This window comes from Taibaiella sp. KBW10 (assembly GCF_003852495.1).
Taxonomy (GTDB): domain Bacteria; phylum Bacteroidota; class Bacteroidia; order Chitinophagales; family Chitinophagaceae; genus Edaphocola.
Map to the genome: position 1 here is coordinate 738,338 of NZ_QAJI01000001.1, position 20,177 is coordinate 758,514.

The following is a 20,177-nucleotide window of genomic DNA, read 5'->3' on the forward strand; positions in this document are numbered from 1 at the left end:
GTGTAAGAAAAGAACTATACGAATCAGTACTCAAGAAAAGCGCTTAAGAATAAGCAGAAGCATCAACAGTGAAAAGGCCGGATCCAATACAATGAAAACAAGCCATTTATGATTTTCACTAAACTGCGACATGTCAAATTTAGGACTAGATACAGACCTTATTCAAAACTAGAGTATAAGTCCAATATGGCTATTGAACAAAAACAATTCAATAACAGGGGATAAGGATACGGAATCAACCTGTAGTCAAAGAATATACACCTTGGTATCCTGACAGGCAACAAATACCGCGAGAGACTTACCCGTATTGCCTGAACATAATAAATACCGAAGCCCTTAAAAGGACAAAAGAACACTTTAACCATCAACCAAAAGGCTATTAACGGTTCATTTGCATTCGTTGATTTTGCTTAATCTTCAATAATAGGATAGTACTAATTCAACTATGATGCGTAATAACTCATTACCATCAATCAACTAATAATCAAATCATTATTTTTACAATCAGAAACACAAATATATCTGGCACACCGCTTAAACAGGAAAGCAATGAAAATTCCGGCTTATGCCTCAACCTCGAAAAAGCAAAAAAAACGGGTTTTTATGCTTAACGGGATGCACAATGGCAGCAAGATTTGCAGGACTTTAATATAGATGTTCTCAGTATTTACATTTTTTCACTTTAGGATTTGAGGATCAGGCTCACCATCCAAGTGTGAACAAGCCAACCAGCATCGATAGAAAAGAGAAATATACTAGGCGGTTATCACGATTGGGTATGTTTTTGTGGGATTAGGTAAACAGGACCAATTCACCTGTGGCAGCCTCGGGTAATCTCGGTTTAACAAATAGTAAGTGCTCCTACAGCCCATAAACTGTTGACTGAATGTAATATGGCACAATCATAAAAAAGAAGTTATAAACAGGAATGCTGTCTGCTCACTGTAAATAATGCAAAATTGCAAAGCTGGATTGGAGCATGCATTATGGGGAGCAAATGAGACAGGATAGGACAAGGTACCTCTAAGGAGTTTCCACCAGATTTGTAACCGAACATCCCAGTATACTTAAGTTTGGTTAAGGCCGTAAAAAAGCACTGAATTACCCAGACAATAAGTCGGATTGACCTGAACCGTTTACAGTAATGGCTCTAATTAGTATTTACGGCCTCAACTATTTGAGGTAATTGTGTGGCCAGTATTAATTATTAAGGAAGAAACAGACAATGCAGAAAGAACAACATACGGCAAAATACAACCAGGTGCTGGTGATCGATGATCATAAAATGGTTGCTAATGGTATTAAACTTGTGATAGGAGGCTTATTTCAGCAGTTCCTAATGGCCCATGACGGCGCGTCCGGGACGAGCCTGGCATTACAGCACTTCCCCGATCTGGTTATTGTCGATTATATCCTGCCCGATACCACCGGCGACCTGCTGGTCCGCGAATTGAAATTCAAATTGCCGAATACCCGCGTACTGGCCTATTCCTTTTCCTATTCTGCCGATACGATACTTCGTATGCTACAGGCCGGCGTCAATGGCTATTTAATCAAAAAAGAAGATGATGAAGAGTTTGTACACAGTGTGGATATGCTGATGGAGGGTAAAGAATACTTCTGTAAAGAGGCGCGGAACCATATTATTAACCGTTTTTCCGACGCAAACGAGGACCTGGTCATGAAGCACTTGATCGCCAATACGAAGTTTTCGGGTAAAGAACTGGATCTGGTACGCCTGCTTTGCCGCCAGCAAACGGCCAAAGAAATCGGCAAACATCTTTCCCTTTCTGAGCGCACGGTCGAGCAATACCGGAACAATATTTCCAAAAGGATCGGCGCAAAGAACCTGGCCGGGATCATTAAATTTGCCTTAAAGAACGGAATTGTCGATCTGGATGACCTCTAGGTGATCCAGACATTTCTGAAGTTCTTTTTATACTGTATACTTTAGAAAACCGCGACTGGCAGGTCTTGTATCAAAAGTGTTGATATCTATAATAATGCTTTCTACCTTTAGGTAAAACCTTTCATTTGAAAGCAAAATTCTCTCCATTAAGAAAGCGAGCAATATCTATATTGCTCGCTTTCTTAATGATATTTTAAGGTCTACTTTTTCGTATTAAAAGGTCTTTTATCTGCCATAAACATATCTAGTACACTACCATACAATACCATTCATAATACTATATTTTAAAAACAACGCTTAAGCCTTGGTTTAATCCCTTTTAAATTTATTAATGCCCGAAAGACTTTAACCATCAATGTTTTTAGTATTTATATTTTTCGATAGAAAAACCGAGTACTTCTTCAGTAATTTTATTCAAGTTGTTTTATCGTATGGCAGAATAGCCTTTATTTTTCGTTTATTGCTGCGTAAAATTAAATCTAAAGCAGATGAATAAATATATTTATAACGTAAAAATAATAATTGCATTAGTAGCAACTTTTCCTGCATTTAATGCCAAGGCTCAAACTATTCCCAATCCGGACTTTGAAACTTATTCAGCTTGCCCAAGCCAGCAAGTAAACCCTACCTATGCACTTAGAGCTACTGCTTGGACTCGTCCTACTCTTGGCACCTCCGACTACTTTAATAGCTGTGGCTATAGTATTCCCGGCGTAATAACCGCTTTTAGTGGAACTGGTTTTGTGGGAAGTTACATGGAGGTAAAAAATGGCAGTTTATCTAACTACAAGGAGTACCTTACAACACGCCTTTCTGCACCGTTGATCGCTGGGACTACATATATGCTTTCATTTTATACTGCTCATTTATTTGGAGCATCACCTCCTAATATGCTGCCTACATTAAGTTACGCTGATCTTCCGGAAGTGGAACAGGGGTACATAGGTGCAGTATTTTCAACAGTCGCCCCGGTAAACTCGAATTCTGAAAGTGGCTTTATGAACTCTGGGTCGATTGTAAACACTTTTGGTAATGGTAGAGTGTTGATACCTGCAAGCGATACGGTTGTATATGGCGCTGCATCTCGTAATACGTGGGTACCTGTAACACTGCAATATACAGCAGTTGGTGGTGAAGAATATTTGACATTTGGACAGTTTAGGCAGGGCACTACAAGTTTGCCCGATGGCACCGGGGCTTATTATCTATTTGATAATTTATCTGCATCTCTTATATCTACTCCTCTTTCGGTAACTTTACAAAATTTTTCAGTAGAAAAGTATGGTTTTGCCGCAAGGTTGAAATGGGAGACGCTTAGCGAACAAAATAATAAAGGTTTTGAGTTACAACGCAGTGCTGATGGCATAAACTGGGAAATTTTAGGCTTTGAGGCATCTAAATCATCAAGTGGCAATAGTAGCGAACCATTATTATACAGTTATATTGATACCGCTCCATTATCTGGTTCTAATTATTATCGCTTAAATAATATTGACTATGATGGTAAACAGCAATACAGTTCAGTACAAATGTTGAAATTTAACCATAATGCTTCAGTCGCTATTTATCCAAATCCAGTACGATCCGAGCTTTCAATTAATAATTTGGAAGGGGTAAATACAATAAAGCTAATCAACACTTATGGCCATACTATAACCACTTCGTCAACAGGCAATGCAGCTACAAAGCTAGATTTCTCATCTTTACCGGATGGGGTTTATACTATCCAGATCGTGAACGAGAATGGCTGTGTAAAAACGATGAAAGTAACAAAAGATTGATGAAAAGTGTATCGCATTTCTGTTGTTGTTTAGCATAAATTATGATATGAACAACTTTCAATAAATTATAGCCTTATATTTTCACTAGTAGTTAAACAGGTCTTAATAAAAACAATCATTCGGAAGCAATTTTAATTTCTTTGTTCATTAAAAAATCACATCGACATAAGGGCTTGGCTAAATTATTTTGGCACTAATTTACAAGTTTACAACACCCACAATTTTTACACAAAAAGAAAAGACCACTCAATGTATTGCTTTAGATTCGAATAATTAGGAACTTCAATATATTTATAAGAAATAGAATAACTATCGATGATCTGCAACTTGCAGGATAATGAAAATCAGAGGCAAGAACTAAACTATTTTACAGCTCTTGCCTCTAATTTTATATGAAATACATAAGGTTTGTTCTGTATTCTGTCCATACTACCTTTTTTAGGTCTTATTTTCTATGTTTCGGCCAACATGCCCTAATGATTTAGACTTACACTCCAATGCGTGTGCAAATTTCGCAAAGCTAAGCGCTATCTAGCACAAGTCTCCGCACCAAGCCTGAAGCAATGAACAGAATGCGATTTGGTTAAATTTACGGCATTAATCATTCTATAAATTTTAGTAGTAAAATATCGTAATTGCACATTCATCCTACCCGTTACCCTATGCACTAAAGACTTGCGCTAATGAGGATAATTTTTTTTGTCAAATACTCCGTATTTTCACCCAACAATTCTCGCTCACCCAAACATTTCTTTATGAAAGCCAAACTTTTGCTCCAAGCCTTATTCCTTTTAATCTTCAGTTTAAGCGTGTACGCCCAAAAGCCCATTACCCCTGATGTCGATGCGTTTAAACTGCATTTGAGCGATTACAAGAACTTTGACAGGCGTGTTAAAGAGCTGCTGGATATGGGCTACACCAAGATCGACTGGCCGATTGCTAAAAGCGATGACTGGTTGCAGAATTCAACATATGAGTTAACCCGCGATACTATCCAGACCGTATTGGAAATCATTCATGGGAAAAGCAACGAAGTGTTCTCGGTAAATATGTACCTGGGATATTCACCGAAGAAATGGGCAACCCTTACCGATGCAAAGAAAATGGAGGCTGCCGACTTAATTTTCTTTAATGTCTGGAAGATGATCAACGAGCAATTTGAAGAAACCAAAAAGTACCAGCGCATACTTGGGGGAACTTACAAGATAACAGATTACGATATTCCAGAAGCCTTTGTAAAGGGCCTGGATGAAGGGCATCTAGGATATTTCTGCTACTGGGGGCCATTCCTGAAACAGCCTATCGAGTTGCACAGCCATAACGCCAGGCTAATCAAGCTCACCGTTTCTGATCCGGAAGCAGCTACGGCATACTACAGGGCGACAAAAAAATAAATCCCTTGCGAGTGCCCATTCAATGTCGTTAAGGTAAGTCAAAATACTGCCAAAAAAGGATTTAACTATTATCTTCAGGGGAGCCTTTAGTGTATATTTCGGGAATATTATCCATCCCTGTGCGTTCCAAACTGCTCAGTAGGACTATGGTTTTGTAGTCTGATCCTTACCGCGCAGATCCGCTCAGAGAACACCAGATTTTTGTTACCCCTCTATTACTCCTGTGTCGTTAATCCTAAACATACACTGCTTTTGCTTCGCAAAAGCCTTTACGAGATTAGCTTCCCGAACTTAGCCACATCTAAAACTAGCGTTTTTGTATGGTAGAATCACCGTAAATGGCGTTACTAGAGAATCTTCTACCAAAAGAGTGTGGTATGTTGACCGGTAGCGAACGGATGAACAAAAAAGCAGCACTTTCGATCAGGATATGTATCTCTGAGCAATCGCTTAAAATGTTTGTTTTTTTACACAGTTCCCCTTAGCGGTAGTACCTTATTCATTAATATATTTAATCGCAAACTGCAACCAATCTCCAACTGTATCATCTAAAAAAACATCCGGCTGAATTCCTATGTTATCAATTGGATATTGAGGAAGTCTTGCCGAACGATAAGTTGGCAGGTATAATATATAATCCTCGCAACCAAACTTAAACTCCCTAATCGAACCATAATCTAAAACGCCCATTGAAGGCGTTCCCAAAATTTTCACCTTTTTACTTTGACGTGCTGAAAATAAAAAATTCTCTCCTGCACTGGCCACATTTTTATTTGCTAAAATAATTATTTGCTTAGGCGTTTTCGATTTTAATGATATAGTATCAATCGTCACTTTTTTACCATCGTACAAGATAAATTTACCCAAATTATCTTTGTATTCTTTTAGCCCCTCTTCAATTTGATTTATTGCTTTTAAAGAGTCTTTATGGACATTTTTCATGGCATACTCCCGCAAGCCATTGATAAGTGTATTTGTAGACAAAAATTCAACATTCATTATTCGCAAGGGATTGGTCAAAATATAAGGCAGTAGTGGCTGATATACATCATCAGTACCGCCAAAATTATCTCTTATATCAATAATCAATGCTTTAGCTTTTTCAATTTTCTTTTGGTTTAGTTTTATTAATTCTTTTACAGGGATAATATTTTCATATTTAAAACTTTGAATTTTTATGTAAAAAATATTTGATGCTAATAATTTCCCCTCTACCTCTATTCCTTTGGGTTTTGGTTCCCCCAAAATCTCAGCGTCATTGTTGTTATTTGCACTTGTTTGTATGTATATATGTTCGTCTTTAAAAAAAGATATATAATCGTTTAATACCTTAATACAGTTAGCACTATTTGCAGTATCGGATTTTGCAATACCTAAAACTTTGTGATTTTTGTATACATCAAATCTGCCATCCGTTTTTTCCTTAAAACCAGGATAGTCAACTTCTATTTTAGTTATTAACCGTTCTAATGCCATTTGACAATTACATTCATTTTGGGCATAAGATATATTTAAAATACAAATTATAAAACAGAAGACTAATGGTATTCTTTTCTTCACAGCTATACTAATTATTTAGTTTATTGATGTCGTTTTTTATCGAGCTGGTAAATATACACAACTTTTAAATTTGCTCAATTCCTTTCACATCAGTTATCTCCTATTCTAATAATCAATGGTATAACCTATTGATCCCGGTTGCGTATTCTGTTTGTTTTTAGTTCCCGGTATAAATATTTAATGCTAAAATATGCAAGCCCAATTGTACACTAAACATTCCATGCCTTTGTGCAAAAACCACTTAAATTGATCCCTTGATTCCATCAGAAGCAAGCCCTTCATAAATTTAAAATGTTCCCCAAAATATAGTCAAGATCCGGAAGGCTAATTCTTGTTATTAACCCTTCAGAATGCCCTTGAGAGAACAATTGATTGTGCATGTTAACGTCACCTTAGCTATAATCACCCTCTCGGGTGATTGTCCTATTAGACATAGACCTCTAATTTTGTCCACGCAATAATAATAACTTATTGCTCATGTAGTTTGGTCGTTTGATGCTTTTAAGGAAAATTTTTGACTAGAGTGACAGCATAATAAATCCCATTCGTTTTGCACTATCTAATTTATTTTAAAAGATACTTATGCTTAGATGGTATACTGATATTTAGTCACTTAATCAAAAAGGGAATATGTTATTTCAATTAGCCGACTCCTTTACAAATCCTTTCTTGCACATAATAATCAGACTGGGCAAAATAAAAGCCCCCGTTCCGAAAACAGGATTTTCCATAAACCTGAAGATATTTATGGAAGATCGTATGATGCAAAGATATAATGATTATTCATTTTAGCCATCCTGCATCCTAGCTGGTTACATTTTAAATAGTACCTATTAAGATGGAAGTACATGAGATTTTAAAATACTATAATGAAGAAACAAATGAGAAAATTAAAACTAAGTGTACTCTGTATACTTATGACTACACTGTTGTTACCCAACAGTTACAGCCAATCTTCACTTAAATTTGAGAGTGGAGGAGGACCTACAGGAAGTGGGCCTACTGAAGCAGCCCAAACCGTAACAATGTACAAGGGAGATGGTGCAGTGCATAGTCCTTCCACTACGGTTACCTATTCTTTAAGTAACCAACAGTACGCCATAGATGGTGCATCGGGTTATCACGGCATCATGTTCGGAGGAGCGGACAATACCGGAGGCAATACTCCTTCAGCGACCCCGCTTTATCAACTCATGAATTCAATTTCCAGTCCGACTAATGATATGTACTCAACGGACGGTGCAACGCCGGCTTTAAACATCACCAATGATTACGGTATTCAATTATTTGTGTGTGCGGATGCGCTGATCAACCCAGACGGTACCGACAAAGTGGGTACAAATGTTAAAAATCTGCTTTTTGGAAGACTTACGTTAACCTTTAACCGGCCTGTGACCAATCCCGTGATCCATATTACCGGCATGGGAGCAACAGTATTGTTCAGTCTTGGAAACCAGTTAGGCATGTCCACCGGTTTTAAAATCGTTGGTACAAATACGATTACTGAGTTGGGAGGCAATATCGCTTTTAAGGCGGATAATGCTACGGGAAAAATCTTTAATCAAGCTGTTATTTATGGTGCTTCATCAGCTGTAACCAGTGCGAGTAAGGCGGCATCGGGTAGTTTCCGGGTTAATGGCACTAATATCACTTCAGTGGCGCTTGATGTATATATAAGTGGTGACGGTACCGCCCAAACATGGGCAACTACAAGCACGGTAGGAGGGGATGGTTTATTTGTAAGCGTATCATTGACGACCTACAATTTAAGCGGTAAAGTGACCAATGACAACAATGGCATGACAGAGGGTGTCAACGGTACTAATTATAGCGGCGCCACAGTAACTTTGTATGCATCGAACGGCACTACTGCTCTCGCTACCACAACAACTGATGCCAGCGGCAATTATAGTTTTGCCGATCAGCAAGCCGGCGATTATGTTGTTGGCGTAACCCTTCCCTCGGGTTACAACCATGTGAGTGCTACCGATGGTACACCAACGGACGGAAAAACCGCTGTAACTATTGGCAGTAGTAATGTTAACGGTATCGACTTTGGTATTAACCAGAAGCCGACCGCTACGAATGACAATCTGAATAACCAGACACCGGGTAGCACAGTAACGGTATCCAATATCTTAAGTAACGATACCGACCCGAACGGCGGTACCCTATCTGCGGCAAATATCAGCTTAATCGCTCCAAATGGCGCTACCGGAACGGTTACAAACAACGGGCTTACAACTAGCTTTACAGTACCTAACGAAGGTACATGGACGCTCAACACCAGTACAGGTGCAATTACTTTCACGCCGCAAAGCGGTTTTACAGCTGATCCTACACCTATAAAATATACCGTTACTGATAATGCAGGACTGACGTCCAATGAAGCAACGATCACCATAGATTACAATAGCACCGTAAGTATCAGTGGTACAGTATATGATGATAACAATGCCGGTACACCAGACGGCACCGTGTTTCCTAATGTAGGCGTAACCCTTAAGAAAGATGGTGTATCTGTTGGTTCTAGCACAACAGATGCAAGTGGCAATTATAGCTTTAACAACCTGGTTCCGGGTAACTATACCGTGGTGTTAAGTGTAGGTGGAGGGTACAATAATGTAGGCTCTACCGATGCGACACCACTTGATGGCAGTACAAACGTAACGGTTTCGGGCAGCAATGTGACTGGCATTAACTTCGGTTTAAATCTTGCTCCAACCACGGTAAACGATGCACTTGGCGGGCAAACGCCCGGTACTGTGGCTACTGTACCTAATATATTAGCCAACGATACCGATCCTAACAGCGGCACCTTGTCAGCTGGAAAAATCGGCATTACGACACAACTCACGGCTACAAATCAGATTATCGATGCTGCTGGCCGCTTAACAAGCTTCACCGTACCTGGAGAGGGCACCTGGGCATTGAACAGCAGTAACGGCAACGTAACCTTTACCCCGCAGGCTGGCTTTACAGGCGATCCTACGGAGATCTACTACAGGGTAACAGATGAAGCAGGCCTGATTTCGAATTGGGGCAAGGTAACGGTAGACTACAATCCTTTGGCCACATTAAGCGGTACAATTTATGATGATAACAATGCAGGCACGCCTGATGGAACAGCACTTTCGGGTGTTACCGTTACCTTGTTCAACAATGGAAGCTCTGTCTCTACAACAACGGATGCCAACGGTAATTACAACTTTTCCAATATTACACCTAACTGGTATTATGTTAGTGTGAGCGCTCCTTCCGGCTACAATCATGTAAGCTCTACGGATGCCTCGCCAACTGATGGCTATCATTTAGTCTATGTGGGCTCCAGTAATATTACCGGTATTAACTTCGGTCTGAACAATAATCCGACCGCTACGAATGATGACCTGAATAACCAGACACCGGGCAGCACAGCAACCGTATCTAATATCTTAAGTAATGATAGTGATCCGAACAGCGGTACCTTAGCCAAAGACAGCATCAGCCTGGTAGCGCCATCAGGTGCAACGGCTATCACTACCGATGCTCAGGGAGATGTGACCGGCTTTACCGTACCTAACGAGGGCGCCTGGGCACTGAACAGCAGCACCGGTGCCGTTACTTTTACACCGCAATCGGGTTTTACAGCTGATCCTACACCTATAAAATATACCGTTACTGATAATGCAGGACTAACTTCCAATCAAGCAACGATATCCATCGACTATAATCCTTTGGCCACATTAAGCGGTACAATTTATGATGATAATAATGCAGGAACTCCGGATGGAACAACCCTTTCAGGCGTTACCGTTACCTTGTACAACAATGGAACCTCTGTCTCAACAACAACGGATGCCAGCGGCAATTACAGCTTTTCCAATATTATACCTAACTATTATTATGTTAGTGTGAGCACTCCTTCCGGCTACAATCGTGTAAGCTCTACAGATGCCTCGCCGACAGATGTCAATCATTTAATGTATGTGGGCTCCAGTAATATTACCGGTGTTAACTTCGGTCTCAATAAAGCACCTGTGGCTGCCAACGACAGCCTGAATAACCAGACACCGGGCAACGCAGCAACTGTATCTAATATCTTAAGTAATGATAGTGATCCGAACAGCGGTACCTTAGCCAAAGACAGCATCAGCCTGGTAGCGCCATCAGGTGCAACGGGTATCACTACCGATGCTCAGGGAGATGTGACCGGCTTTACCGTACCTAACGAGGGTACATGGGCACTGAACAGCAGCACCGGTGCGGTTACATTCACACCTCAGGCTGGTTTTACTGCAGATCCTACACCTATAAAATGGCACCTAATCGGCAGATTGGACAAACTATATTACCAAGTAAAAAGCTCTCAAATTGAGGGCTTTTATTTTGTTAAAGAAATATATATCTTCACAAAAAAAGGAATAAATACAGTTAAATGGAAGCAATTACAGACTTTTTTAAAGAAATACGTTCGAGATTATCAAATCCATTACTTGCATCATTTGCTATAAGCTGGTTAGTAATTAATTGGCAAGTTCCAGTTGGATTAATAGGTTATAAGCAAATTGATCTAAAGATAGATGGTTATAAGTCATACATTGATCTGATTAATCTAAATGCCTCATACTGGCTTTACTTTTGGAAACCTCTTATTTGGTCGTGTGCATACACATTTGGATTTCCATTAATTAAGATGTGTATTACAGCTTTTCTTAATGGAGTTAAAAAAAGAAGTGATAATTGGAACACTAAGATATTAAAGAACTACTATGTTCCGATGCAGATTTATGTAAAAGAAAAGGAACGTTATCAGAAAGCCGCTGCACAACTAACTGAGATATATTTAAAAGACTCTGAAATCATACAGAAAAACACCGAATTACAAACAGAAAATCTATCATTAAAAAGTAGTTTCCAATCATTAGAAATTGACAAATCAAAGTTAGATGATGATATTGCAGGATTACAAATAGCCAATATCCAATTACATGAGAAAATTGAAATAAAAAATAGTGAGTTAGTTACGCATAAAACCTCAATTGACAATTTTAGATACGAACAATTTCATCAACATGATTATAAATTACTTAATGGTAGATGGGTATTAGTAATTGTAAATAAGGAATCAACAAGGGCTATAGAAGTCGATATACTAGATAAACAAATTACAGATTCTAAGGGTATTCCTTTGGGAACAATTGATCTTGTATCTTTTGACTTTTTAAAAGACAATGTATACATAATAGCTAATATGCTTCATTTAGATAATTTCATTGCTTCGCAACAAACTGGAATTCTTATAAGCAATGAGTTCACTATGAAGATTTTGAACTTATCATTCGAGCATAGGGCTAAACAAAAACCTGAGATCAAAATAACCATTATGAGAGGAATTGTTGATGAACAAGCTTACGAATTTCGATCTTTAGATGATTAACAAAAAGAACCTTATAGGTGCTTTTTTTATATTATACAACAACCACAAGGTCATCTTCATTAAATTCTAAAGTTTCTTCCGAATCTTCTTTTTTTACTTCAACCCTTCCTGTATCGATATGGATAGCAGTAACCCAATAAACTTCTTTTGGATTATCTTTCGTAGTGACTTTATCCCTCTTCTTTATTTTAATGGGTTCGTGATTAAGAGCTAGTCTCAGGAAATCATTAAAATCGCCCTCAAATTTTAAAGGTTCTTCCTTTTTGTCTTTTGATGTTTTAGCCATAAACCAAAGTTACGAAAAATGTAATATTATTGAATCCCCTTGTCTTTCCGTTTTTATAATTTTAGATTTTGTTTCTATTTTAAAACAGCAACTTACATTTTACCAAAACATAATTATATAAATTTCTCATATGGCATTATTTTAATATCTTATGTTTGTACAGCTATTCATTCTCATAAGTGTAAGTTAGGTTTCGTCTTGCTTGAATAGTGCCCCTGTAAAGGGGCTTTTTTATTCTGCATATTCACATTTAGTCCTCTTATATAATAAAACTACTGCACCGATAAGAATAGAGTACATTTACATCTCATAGTTAACCATAACCATTACAGAGATGTGAAAGCCCCTTTTTAGGGGCTTTACAATTATAACTTTTAAATTTATTTGCCCCCTATATAAATTTAGCATTATCGTTGAACCGTTAATCAATTGTGCCCCTTTATATGGGCTTTTTTACAGGAAACTATTTTTTATCACATTTTTGTGTTAAATAATATATAATTATTATATTTATACAATTATTCACTTAAATATCTAATAATTATGAAAAGGAAATTATTCGCATTAGTAGGTGTATTAACTCTAATTACCTATTCGATTGGCTGTAGTAAGAATAGTCATGAACAACCGAACACAAAAAAGGTAAATGTTCAATCTATAACTTCAAGCACTTCTTGTACACCTGAAAATAGCTTAAATCCATATGACCACATCGGCGAAAAACACAATTTAGGAGTATATGCAGTAGTTAATGATCAAGATTTAGACAATGGCTCTTATCAAACTATTTCAAATTCACTATCTCAGTGGTGGACTGATAATGACAATTCAGTATATGATGAAGAAAGTGCCATGTATACTATGACTACTGTTGAGGGAGATTATGTAAATAACTTTTCAAATATTATTCAAAACAGCAGTTTTAGCAATCACGCCAAAAGCTATCTTACTTATATGATAAATATAAGCTTGAACCCTCCACAAGGCCTAACATACTGTCAACTTTATCAAATGCTAATTACTGCGGAAAATGAAATAATTGCTGATCAAAATCTTAACAACAACGAGAGATCAAAATTATTAACCGCATATGCCATAGGACGTTATTCTGCATATAACCCTCCAATAGTTGACCCCTATGTAACAGCTAGTATTTCCAGAGGGTGGGTAACTTTTGCATATGATGTTATGGGCTATATAATGGCATATGAAAATGCAGAAGCAAATAACAATTTAGAAAATAGAGATAATTTAGCCCTTCAAGGTGCAATTGCCGCATCAAGTTGTTGGTGCTTACCATATAATCCATGGTAAAATTAGGGAACTATATCAAGTTATGAGAAATTAGAAAAAGCATCATTTTTGATGCTTTTTTAGTTACTATTTATCTTTTGGATATTCAATTTTGTTTTCAAACGCTTCTACCTTTTTTTACTTTTGAGCACAAAACTCTATTAGCGAAAAATATACCTCCATATAATTCGGTGAGAGGTGCTTTTATTGAAGGGAGGCTTCTCTATAAAGGTGCGGAATTCTATGAAAAAACCACATTCAGATTTATATTAGAAATCCCAACTGTATTAAAAAAAAATTCATCCCAATAAATGCACAATAATGGAACGGCACAATTTAATATATACTTTATGGAAAAGTACATTAAGAAATTTGAAGAGTATGTGTCAGGATTACCTAGACACGAAGATGATAGGGATGTTAAAGATATAGTCGATGATAAAATGCGGAAAGAAAAAGAAATAACAGATAAACTAATTAATAGAGTTGATACTGAAATAACTAATCCACAAGAAGATAAATAAAAAAACTGCATCAATTATGATGCAGTTTTTTTATTTTCGGGCTTTGTCCCAACTCCTTTAGGCTCATGATTAAGAGCTAGCCTTAAGAAATCATTAAAATCACCTTCCAATTTTAACGGTTCTTCCTTCTTGTCTTTTGATGTTTTAGCCATATTACAAAGTTGCGAAAAACGTAATATTACTTAATCCCTTGTCTTTCTGTTTTCTCTGCCTTTAGATTTTGTTTCCTTATTTGGTGACTATCTAATTTATTCATAATATCTCCTATATTCCTCATTACTTCAACATGGTTTAAAGAATGCGCCGTTTCTGCTTCATCATCTTGCTCTTTCTTTTTCATATCCTTTACATGATCGTATAACGTATGAAAAGGCTTATTGAATTCATTAAATGGTTTAATATACTTCATACAATATATAGTAAAAAGATTATACTCATCTTCCTTCCTATATTGCAATTAAAAAGTGTATCAAAATTCATAACTTTAAACTAAAAACATGTATGGAACTTTTAAATTTAGAAGAATTTACTAGCGATACAATTGATCAAATCATCAACTCAAGATTAGAAGAGAGCATTAATATAGAGTTTAAATCAGGGGCTGCCTTATCTAATGAGAAATCAGTAAAAAAGGAAATATCAAAAGATGTTTCTTCTTTTGCTAATTCTGATGGTGGTTTGATTTTCTATGGTATTGAAGAGCAAAACCACGTTGCTTCATCTTTTTCGTTTATTGATGGCAATACTTATACTAAGGAGTGGTTAGAAAATGTCATTTTGTCTAATATTCAACCTAAAATAGAAGGGTTAAAAATATTTCCAATTAGAGTTGATAATGATATTGAAAAGACATTTTATGTGATAAAAATACCAAACTCAAATAGTAGCCCCCATATTAATGGTGACAAAAAGTATTACCGAAGGTTTAATTTTCAATCAGTACCAATGGAAGAGTATGAAATAAGAAATTTATATTTTAAACCTAATAAATCTACAATTGATGGTCATAGAATTTCTGTTAATCAGGGTCAAGCTGAGTTCTGCAAAATAGATCATTATTCTTTTAGAATTATTATTGAAGTAACTAATTCAGGTAGATATGTTGCTGAAAAATATAAAGTGGCATTTACTGTTAATGGTATTAAAGAAGTACAGTTAGTATACGACAAATCATATAGTTATAACACTCTTCAAGGAAACAATTCTATAACTGTCTCAAATAGTGAAATGATACCAATATTTCCAAAAGAAGTATATACAATTTTGAGATTTGAAATATCTATACCTGTAGCGAGCTATGAAGAGTTTATTGACGAAGCTGAGTATAAATTAGTAGTTTATAATCTTGGCGAAATGGATGAATACCCTATTGATCTCAATCCACTTATTGAAGAAAGAAGAAATATAGACTATGATGAACTTGATATGTTAAGTATGTAATTCAGGAGGCAAATCAGCAGATTGGACAAATTTAGGCTTCCAAGATCAAATTTTCATAATTTTCATAGGCTTTTTCGCGAACATGAATCGAAGCAAATCTCTCAACAGTTTCTTTTGAAATATTAGCCAGAAATTCGTTGCGCCAATTTATTATATCATCCCTCAAAAAGTCAATATTAATTCTTAAGAAATTTTCAATTTCACTCCTGTTTACTTTACAGTAATACAAGTACTTTTTATTCGTAAAATTTGTACTGCTGTCATTTTTATTTGCTGGAATAAAGATATTTATTGTATGTAAGCGGTCAAAGTCTCTGAATGCTCTGACAATATTCTCTAGAAGCTTTTTATATGCATAATATTCGGTAGTAGCATAGCCCTCTTTGAAGCAGATAGCCCTTTTTTTATAATCTGATTTGTCAACATCAAAGTATGCCGAATTCTGCTTACCTCTTCTCAAAAATTCCGATTTAGAGAGCTGCAAACCTTTTATATTCTGATTGAAAAAATAATCTACAGTTAATTCTAATTCATTCAACTCATTAACTCTTAATATATCAAGCTTCAAATTGGAATACTTCACTCTATTTTTAGCCGCTTTTGAGTACCCATTATTCGTAATCATAAACCCAAAATTAGCATTGACATCTTGTATCATTCCAATAAAAGATTCTACATCCTTCACATCAATATTCCTACTATAATATTTTGAGTCAACAACTCCTAATATCCGTTTTCCAGCTAGATTACCTCTTATAGCAAAATCAATTTGTCTTTCTGTTTTACTATATAGTCCAAATATAGAATCATCATATTCAATTTCACATTCAGGATATGTTTCTTTTAAGAAATTGAACAATTTATTTTCATAATCCTTCCACATATGCTTTATCATAGTAATTACTAATTACAAAATAGTTTAACTATGTCAAAATAACTGAATATTCCTTAATTCTATTTGGCTAATTCATGCACATTCCATATACTTTTCTTACACAAATCAATATATTATGAAACAGTTACTAGCTTTCTTATACAAAAATCGAAGAATGGTATCATTTAAAGAAATAGAAACACAATTAGGTTTTAGTGAATCAAAGATCAACAATGCTTGTAAAGAAGCAGAATTCAGGCTTGGTCATAATGTAAAGTTCTTTTTTGCTGAGGAAGGAGCGGTATTTATGTCAGGTAATATGGCTAGAATAGCGGAATACTTAGATAGTTAGAGAAAGGCAGTCAATTATGACTGCCTTTCTCTATTTAAAACTTGAATAACTCTACTCCTAGCCTTATCCCGATAGAACAATATTTGGGAAATGTACCTTCACCATATATTTCACCGGGATTGCCATATTGCCTATTACCATTCAAATCATTTTTGTAATCACCTAATCTTGAAAATCCATTCACATAGTTATCATTGATAATAGGATAATGAAATCCCGGATAACCTGATAAACATAAACCAACAAAGAAACTCCGTGACAATTTTTGTGAGTAAATTCGATAGGTAATGTTTAAATCGAATACAGGTGCAAAGTTATCCAGTCCCCATTCAAGTACACCATAATCATAACGGTGATCTCCTTTTACCCTTAATGTATCCGTTACATATTGTTCTCCTTGTAACGAAAACATTGTTCTAACACCAAAGTCAATATCTAATGTAGCCTTTACTTTATTGTTCTGTTTAATCGGAATTGAATATCCGACAAATGCTTGGGCAGATAACATGTCCATTGATGCAGTATAATGACCTACTGAATGATAGTTACTAGTACCGGGAATATAAAATCCCATGTTATCATATTTAAGTCTCAGTTTTTGAGAATAACGAGAATAACCCCCACCTACACCATAATACCATCTTCCTTTTGTGGTTCTACGATAGGTAAGATCAGCAGTATAACCCATTCGATTTAGCGAACTAAGCGATTTTTCTCCAAAATTATCACGGTACACATCAAGACTGTTAAGCCAAATCTTAGGTGTTGCACTAATATCTATATGATTTTTTTGTGCACTAACATTAAATCCAACAATAGTTAAGCCAGTCAATAAAGCAATTCTTTTCATTAAAATATTTTTAGTCACAAACGGACATGATAAATCTTTTTTCGTGTGTGTGAGAACCAATGGTTACTTTAAACAAGCCCTCAATTGTTATCCATTTTAATTGGATTGTTCTAAGTAAACCTGCATCACAAGATTTCCTATTAATATTAGCATCATCTACATTATTCAACCAGATACTCTGTTCCGGTGTAGCACCATATAAGGTACATGGAACAACATCATTTTTATAACCGTAAGAGAACAAAGATAAGCCAAGAGCAGTTGCTTTTTTGTTTTTCCATGATGAGCCTTCTTTTACAAAATAAGTTACTTCACCTAATCCATCAGCACATTTACCCTGTAACCAGTGCCGTCTTTTATTGTAAGTCAACTTACATCTTATTGCATGGGTAGCATCTATCTCATGCCAATAGGTTTTTGTTTTTGATGCATTAGAACATAGGTTACCACCTACAACAGTTACTTGATATGATTTCGTAACAACAATCTGTCCGTTACTTGTTGCTCTTGCTTTAATTGTTAATGTATATGTTCCTGCTGCCGGATATTGGTGCTCATCATATAGTTCTATACCAAACATACCACCTGTAGCATGATAATTAGTGTAACCTGCACTACCATCACCATAATCAACATCATAATAAGCAGAAAGTGGTGTGTATGGGTTAATTGTGTTTATCAATACCATTGAACGTATAACAGCCTTGTTAAGTTGACCGCCACACTCATTCATACTATGTACTAATCCAGACAATTCCCATTGAGCCAACGGTTGAGGGTCTTCTCCTATTGTTGGGGTAATTTCCCATCCATTAATAGAGATGTCATTTATAACAAGATGCTTTTTACTCCAATCTAAAGCCCTTATTTGGCTTATTGAAATCGTACCATTACCCTCTTGAAGTAATCTTGACCCTGCTAGAATTTCTTCTGCTTTGGTTACATTTTCACCTAAAATAATAATGTCAAATTGAGAAGACATTCTTTTGTAAATATTGTCTCCAATTTTATATTCCTTGTATTGGTTCATTATAGATTGCTCCACCTTAGTAAAGGGTTCGTCAGGAATTTCACTAGGCTTGTTCCATCCAATAGCATTTTGAGCATCAAAAGCATCTGCTTTAATTTGGCGATATGAATTAGAAAAACCTACTTGTTCTTCTATACTCATTAATACATCATCTGTTTCCTGATCAGAACTACTTACTTGTTCCTGTAATAACGCCATATATGCTTTAAATTGTTCTTCATCCTTAAATGTAAGAATGCCATTTTGTACAGTCGGCATTGTCATTAAAGTACCATTCATTGTACGCAATTGCTTTTTATTTGCTTCTTGTACAATTTCCTTTTTACATGCTCCAAATATTATTGCAACTAACAATAATAGAACAATAGATGTTTTTTTCATTTGTTTTTGTTTTTTGAATTAAAAATTTCGCAATAGTAGTAATTATTTTTTGGCATAAAGAACATCTAAGTGAATTATTTATTGATAATCAATAAACTTTTTTATAACTGTTTCTCTAGTCTTGCTATTTTCTCTCTTATAGATAACATCTTTTTATCAGTATCTAAACGTTGTCTAGTTTTAGTTTCTTGGAGCCTTTTTAGATTCTCCTTTTCTCTTTCAATTTGGGCTTTAATCTGGTCTTTCATAAGGTTGTTTTTTTAATTATATATTCCCCAAAACCACCCTTAAATGCCCATTAGGCAATGTTTTAACATTTATTTATGACCATTTATTGAGTATCAATTACTTATATTTTAATATATAATTCCCTAAAATAAGCTTTGAAATTATTTGATTTTAATACATCTAATAGAGAATCCATAATCAAGTGAGTAGCTAGTTTCACCCCCTAAATCATTAGAGCAAGAACCAATACTTACACCCCATAGATTAGGCACTTCTTGTTTTGTTTCTTCATCATTAATAAAGTTTTCTGTTGAAGTCCACCAAAAATTGCAGGCACCTTTATCCGCATTACCTTCATTATTTACTCCATAGCAAAATCCACCCATCCGGGCATTAAAACCATATATGTTTTTTCCTGCTACTTTTATATCGATCAAATTTCCGTTTGGTGCTTCATCCTCTGCCGTAAAACTATAACTGGTTAGCTTACCTGTATTCTTTATATTGGTTAGTCCACCGATAAACCCAAACAGTAGCTTAAAGTCCTTTAATGTAGCTATTCTAAAGCCATCAGGTGCAAGACCTCTTTTATCTGCTAAAGCATAACCATTATAGATAAAAGCACCATTGCTTAATCTTCTGTAACATGGAGTTTCCATCTTACACATTTCACTCCATTCTATATTGTCTCTTGCTTCACTTATTAAATTGCCATTCTTAAAACACATAACTTTTAAATCTTCATTCATCCATATTTGGTTGCCGATCTTTACGGTGTTTTGTGCATGCCCGTTATTACTTATTAATATAAAAGCGATGATGATTGATAATAATTTTCTCATTGAATAAATGTGTT

18 protein-coding genes are annotated in these 20,177 nt (G+C 35.8%); 9 read left to right on the forward strand and 9 right to left on the reverse strand.

Annotation, left to right across the window (positions count from 1 at the left end; all coding sequences use genetic code 11):
* Positions 1–1,225: 1,225 nt before the first annotated feature.
* The 3 genes from DBR32_RS03255 to DBR32_RS03265 all read left to right on the forward strand — a co-directional run bounded on the left by DBR32_RS03255 (position 1,226) and on the right by DBR32_RS03265 (position 5,084).
* Positions 1,226–1,909 carry a response regulator transcription factor gene (locus DBR32_RS03255; protein WP_124634835.1) on the forward strand — a complete coding sequence of 228 codons (684 nt, stop codon included), beginning with the start codon at positions 1,226–1,228 and terminating at the stop codon, positions 1,907–1,909.
* A 488-nt stretch (positions 1,910–2,397) separates the two neighbouring features.
* Positions 2,398–3,690 carry a T9SS type A sorting domain-containing protein gene (locus tag DBR32_RS03260; RefSeq protein ID WP_124634836.1) on the forward strand — a complete coding sequence of 431 codons (1,293 nt, stop codon included), beginning with the start codon at positions 2,398–2,400 and terminating at the stop codon, positions 3,688–3,690.
* A gap of 755 nt (positions 3,691–4,445) precedes the next feature.
* Positions 4,446–5,084, forward strand: a complete 639-nt coding sequence (locus DBR32_RS03265; protein WP_124634837.1) for a hypothetical protein — start codon at positions 4,446–4,448, stop codon at positions 5,082–5,084.
* 495 nt (positions 5,085–5,579) lie between these two features.
* Here DBR32_RS03265 and DBR32_RS03270 read toward each other — a convergent pair whose 3' ends face one another.
* Entirely contained in the window at positions 5,580–6,560 is a 981-nt protein-coding gene (locus DBR32_RS03270) for a S41 family peptidase (RefSeq protein WP_124634838.1), read from the reverse strand.
* A 953-nt stretch (positions 6,561–7,513) separates the two neighbouring features.
* Between DBR32_RS03270 and DBR32_RS03275 the strand changes: the two genes are divergently transcribed.
* Positions 7,514–11,137, forward strand: coding sequence for an S-layer family protein (locus tag DBR32_RS03275; RefSeq protein ID WP_124634839.1), 3,624 nt, complete (start codon positions 7,514–7,516; stop codon positions 11,135–11,137).
* Complete coding sequence (locus DBR32_RS03280; RefSeq protein ID WP_124634840.1) at positions 11,062–12,063, forward strand: hypothetical protein; 1,002 nt, start codon at positions 11,062–11,064, stop codon at positions 12,061–12,063. Before DBR32_RS03275 ends, DBR32_RS03280 begins: the two co-directional genes overlap by 76 nt.
* A 31-nt stretch (positions 12,064–12,094) precedes the next feature.
* Here the strand turns inward: DBR32_RS03280 and DBR32_RS03285 are convergent, their stop codons facing one another.
* Positions 12,095–12,349 carry a hypothetical protein gene (locus DBR32_RS03285; protein WP_124634841.1) on the reverse strand — a complete coding sequence of 85 codons (255 nt, stop codon included), beginning with the start codon at positions 12,347–12,349 and terminating at the stop codon, positions 12,095–12,097.
* Between the two features lie 543 nt (positions 12,350–12,892).
* Between DBR32_RS03285 and DBR32_RS03290 the strand changes: the two genes are divergently transcribed.
* Both DBR32_RS03290 and DBR32_RS15530 read left to right on the forward strand, forming a co-directional pair.
* Positions 12,893–13,663 carry a hypothetical protein gene (locus tag DBR32_RS03290; protein WP_124634842.1) on the forward strand — a complete coding sequence of 257 codons (771 nt, stop codon included), beginning with the start codon at positions 12,893–12,895 and terminating at the stop codon, positions 13,661–13,663.
* Positions 13,664–13,992: 329 nt separating this feature from the next.
* Positions 13,993–14,166 (forward strand): hypothetical protein, encoded by a 174-nt coding sequence (locus DBR32_RS15530; RefSeq protein WP_158605891.1) that lies wholly within the window; start codon positions 13,993–13,995, stop codon positions 14,164–14,166.
* Positions 14,167–14,180: 14 nt separating this feature from the next.
* Here DBR32_RS15530 and DBR32_RS15535 read toward each other — a convergent pair whose 3' ends face one another.
* Together DBR32_RS15535 and DBR32_RS03295 are read right to left on the reverse strand one after the other, a co-directional pair.
* Positions 14,181–14,318: a hypothetical protein gene (locus tag DBR32_RS15535; RefSeq protein WP_158605892.1), complete on the reverse strand. Its 138-nt coding sequence runs from the start codon at positions 14,316–14,318 to the stop codon at positions 14,181–14,183.
* Between the two features lie 26 nt (positions 14,319–14,344).
* A complete protein-coding gene (locus DBR32_RS03295) occupies positions 14,345–14,575 on the reverse strand; it encodes a hypothetical protein (protein ID WP_124634843.1) in 231 nt (76 codons plus the stop codon).
* Between the two features lie 92 nt (positions 14,576–14,667).
* Here DBR32_RS03295 and DBR32_RS03300 point away from each other — a divergent pair, with 92 nt between their 5' ends.
* Positions 14,668–15,606 carry a helix-turn-helix domain-containing protein gene (locus DBR32_RS03300; RefSeq protein ID WP_124634844.1) on the forward strand — a complete coding sequence of 313 codons (939 nt, stop codon included), beginning with the start codon at positions 14,668–14,670 and terminating at the stop codon, positions 15,604–15,606.
* 31 nt (positions 15,607–15,637) lie between these two features.
* On the opposite strand, the gene DBR32_RS03305 is transcribed toward DBR32_RS03300, so the two are convergent.
* The gene (locus DBR32_RS03305; protein ID WP_124634845.1) at positions 15,638–16,501 is read right to left on the reverse strand and encodes a restriction endonuclease; all 864 of its coding nucleotides are present in this window, start codon (positions 16,499–16,501) and stop codon (positions 15,638–15,640) included.
* A 115-nt stretch (positions 16,502–16,616) separates the two neighbouring features.
* On the opposite strand from DBR32_RS03305, the gene DBR32_RS03310 reads away from it, so the two are divergent.
* Complete coding sequence (locus DBR32_RS03310; protein WP_124634846.1) at positions 16,617–16,832, forward strand: helix-turn-helix domain-containing protein; 216 nt, start codon at positions 16,617–16,619, stop codon at positions 16,830–16,832.
* A gap of 34 nt (positions 16,833–16,866) precedes the next feature.
* Here the strand turns inward: DBR32_RS03310 and DBR32_RS03315 are convergent, their stop codons facing one another.
* From DBR32_RS03315 to DBR32_RS03325, 4 genes are all read right to left on the reverse strand, one after another.
* Entirely contained in the window at positions 16,867–17,682 is an 816-nt protein-coding gene (locus DBR32_RS03315; RefSeq protein ID WP_124634847.1) for a hypothetical protein, read from the reverse strand.
* Between the two features lie 10 nt (positions 17,683–17,692).
* Entirely contained in the window at positions 17,693–19,093 is a 1,401-nt protein-coding gene (locus tag DBR32_RS03320) for a hypothetical protein (RefSeq protein ID WP_124634848.1), read from the reverse strand.
* Between the two features lie 101 nt (positions 19,094–19,194).
* Positions 19,195–19,341, reverse strand: coding sequence for a hypothetical protein (locus DBR32_RS15540; protein ID WP_158605894.1), 147 nt, complete (start codon positions 19,339–19,341; stop codon positions 19,195–19,197).
* Between the two features lie 141 nt (positions 19,342–19,482).
* Positions 19,483–20,163 carry a fibrobacter succinogenes major paralogous domain-containing protein gene (locus DBR32_RS03325; protein WP_124634849.1) on the reverse strand — a complete coding sequence of 227 codons (681 nt, stop codon included), beginning with the start codon at positions 20,161–20,163 and terminating at the stop codon, positions 19,483–19,485.
* Positions 20,164–20,177 lie beyond the last annotated feature (14 nt).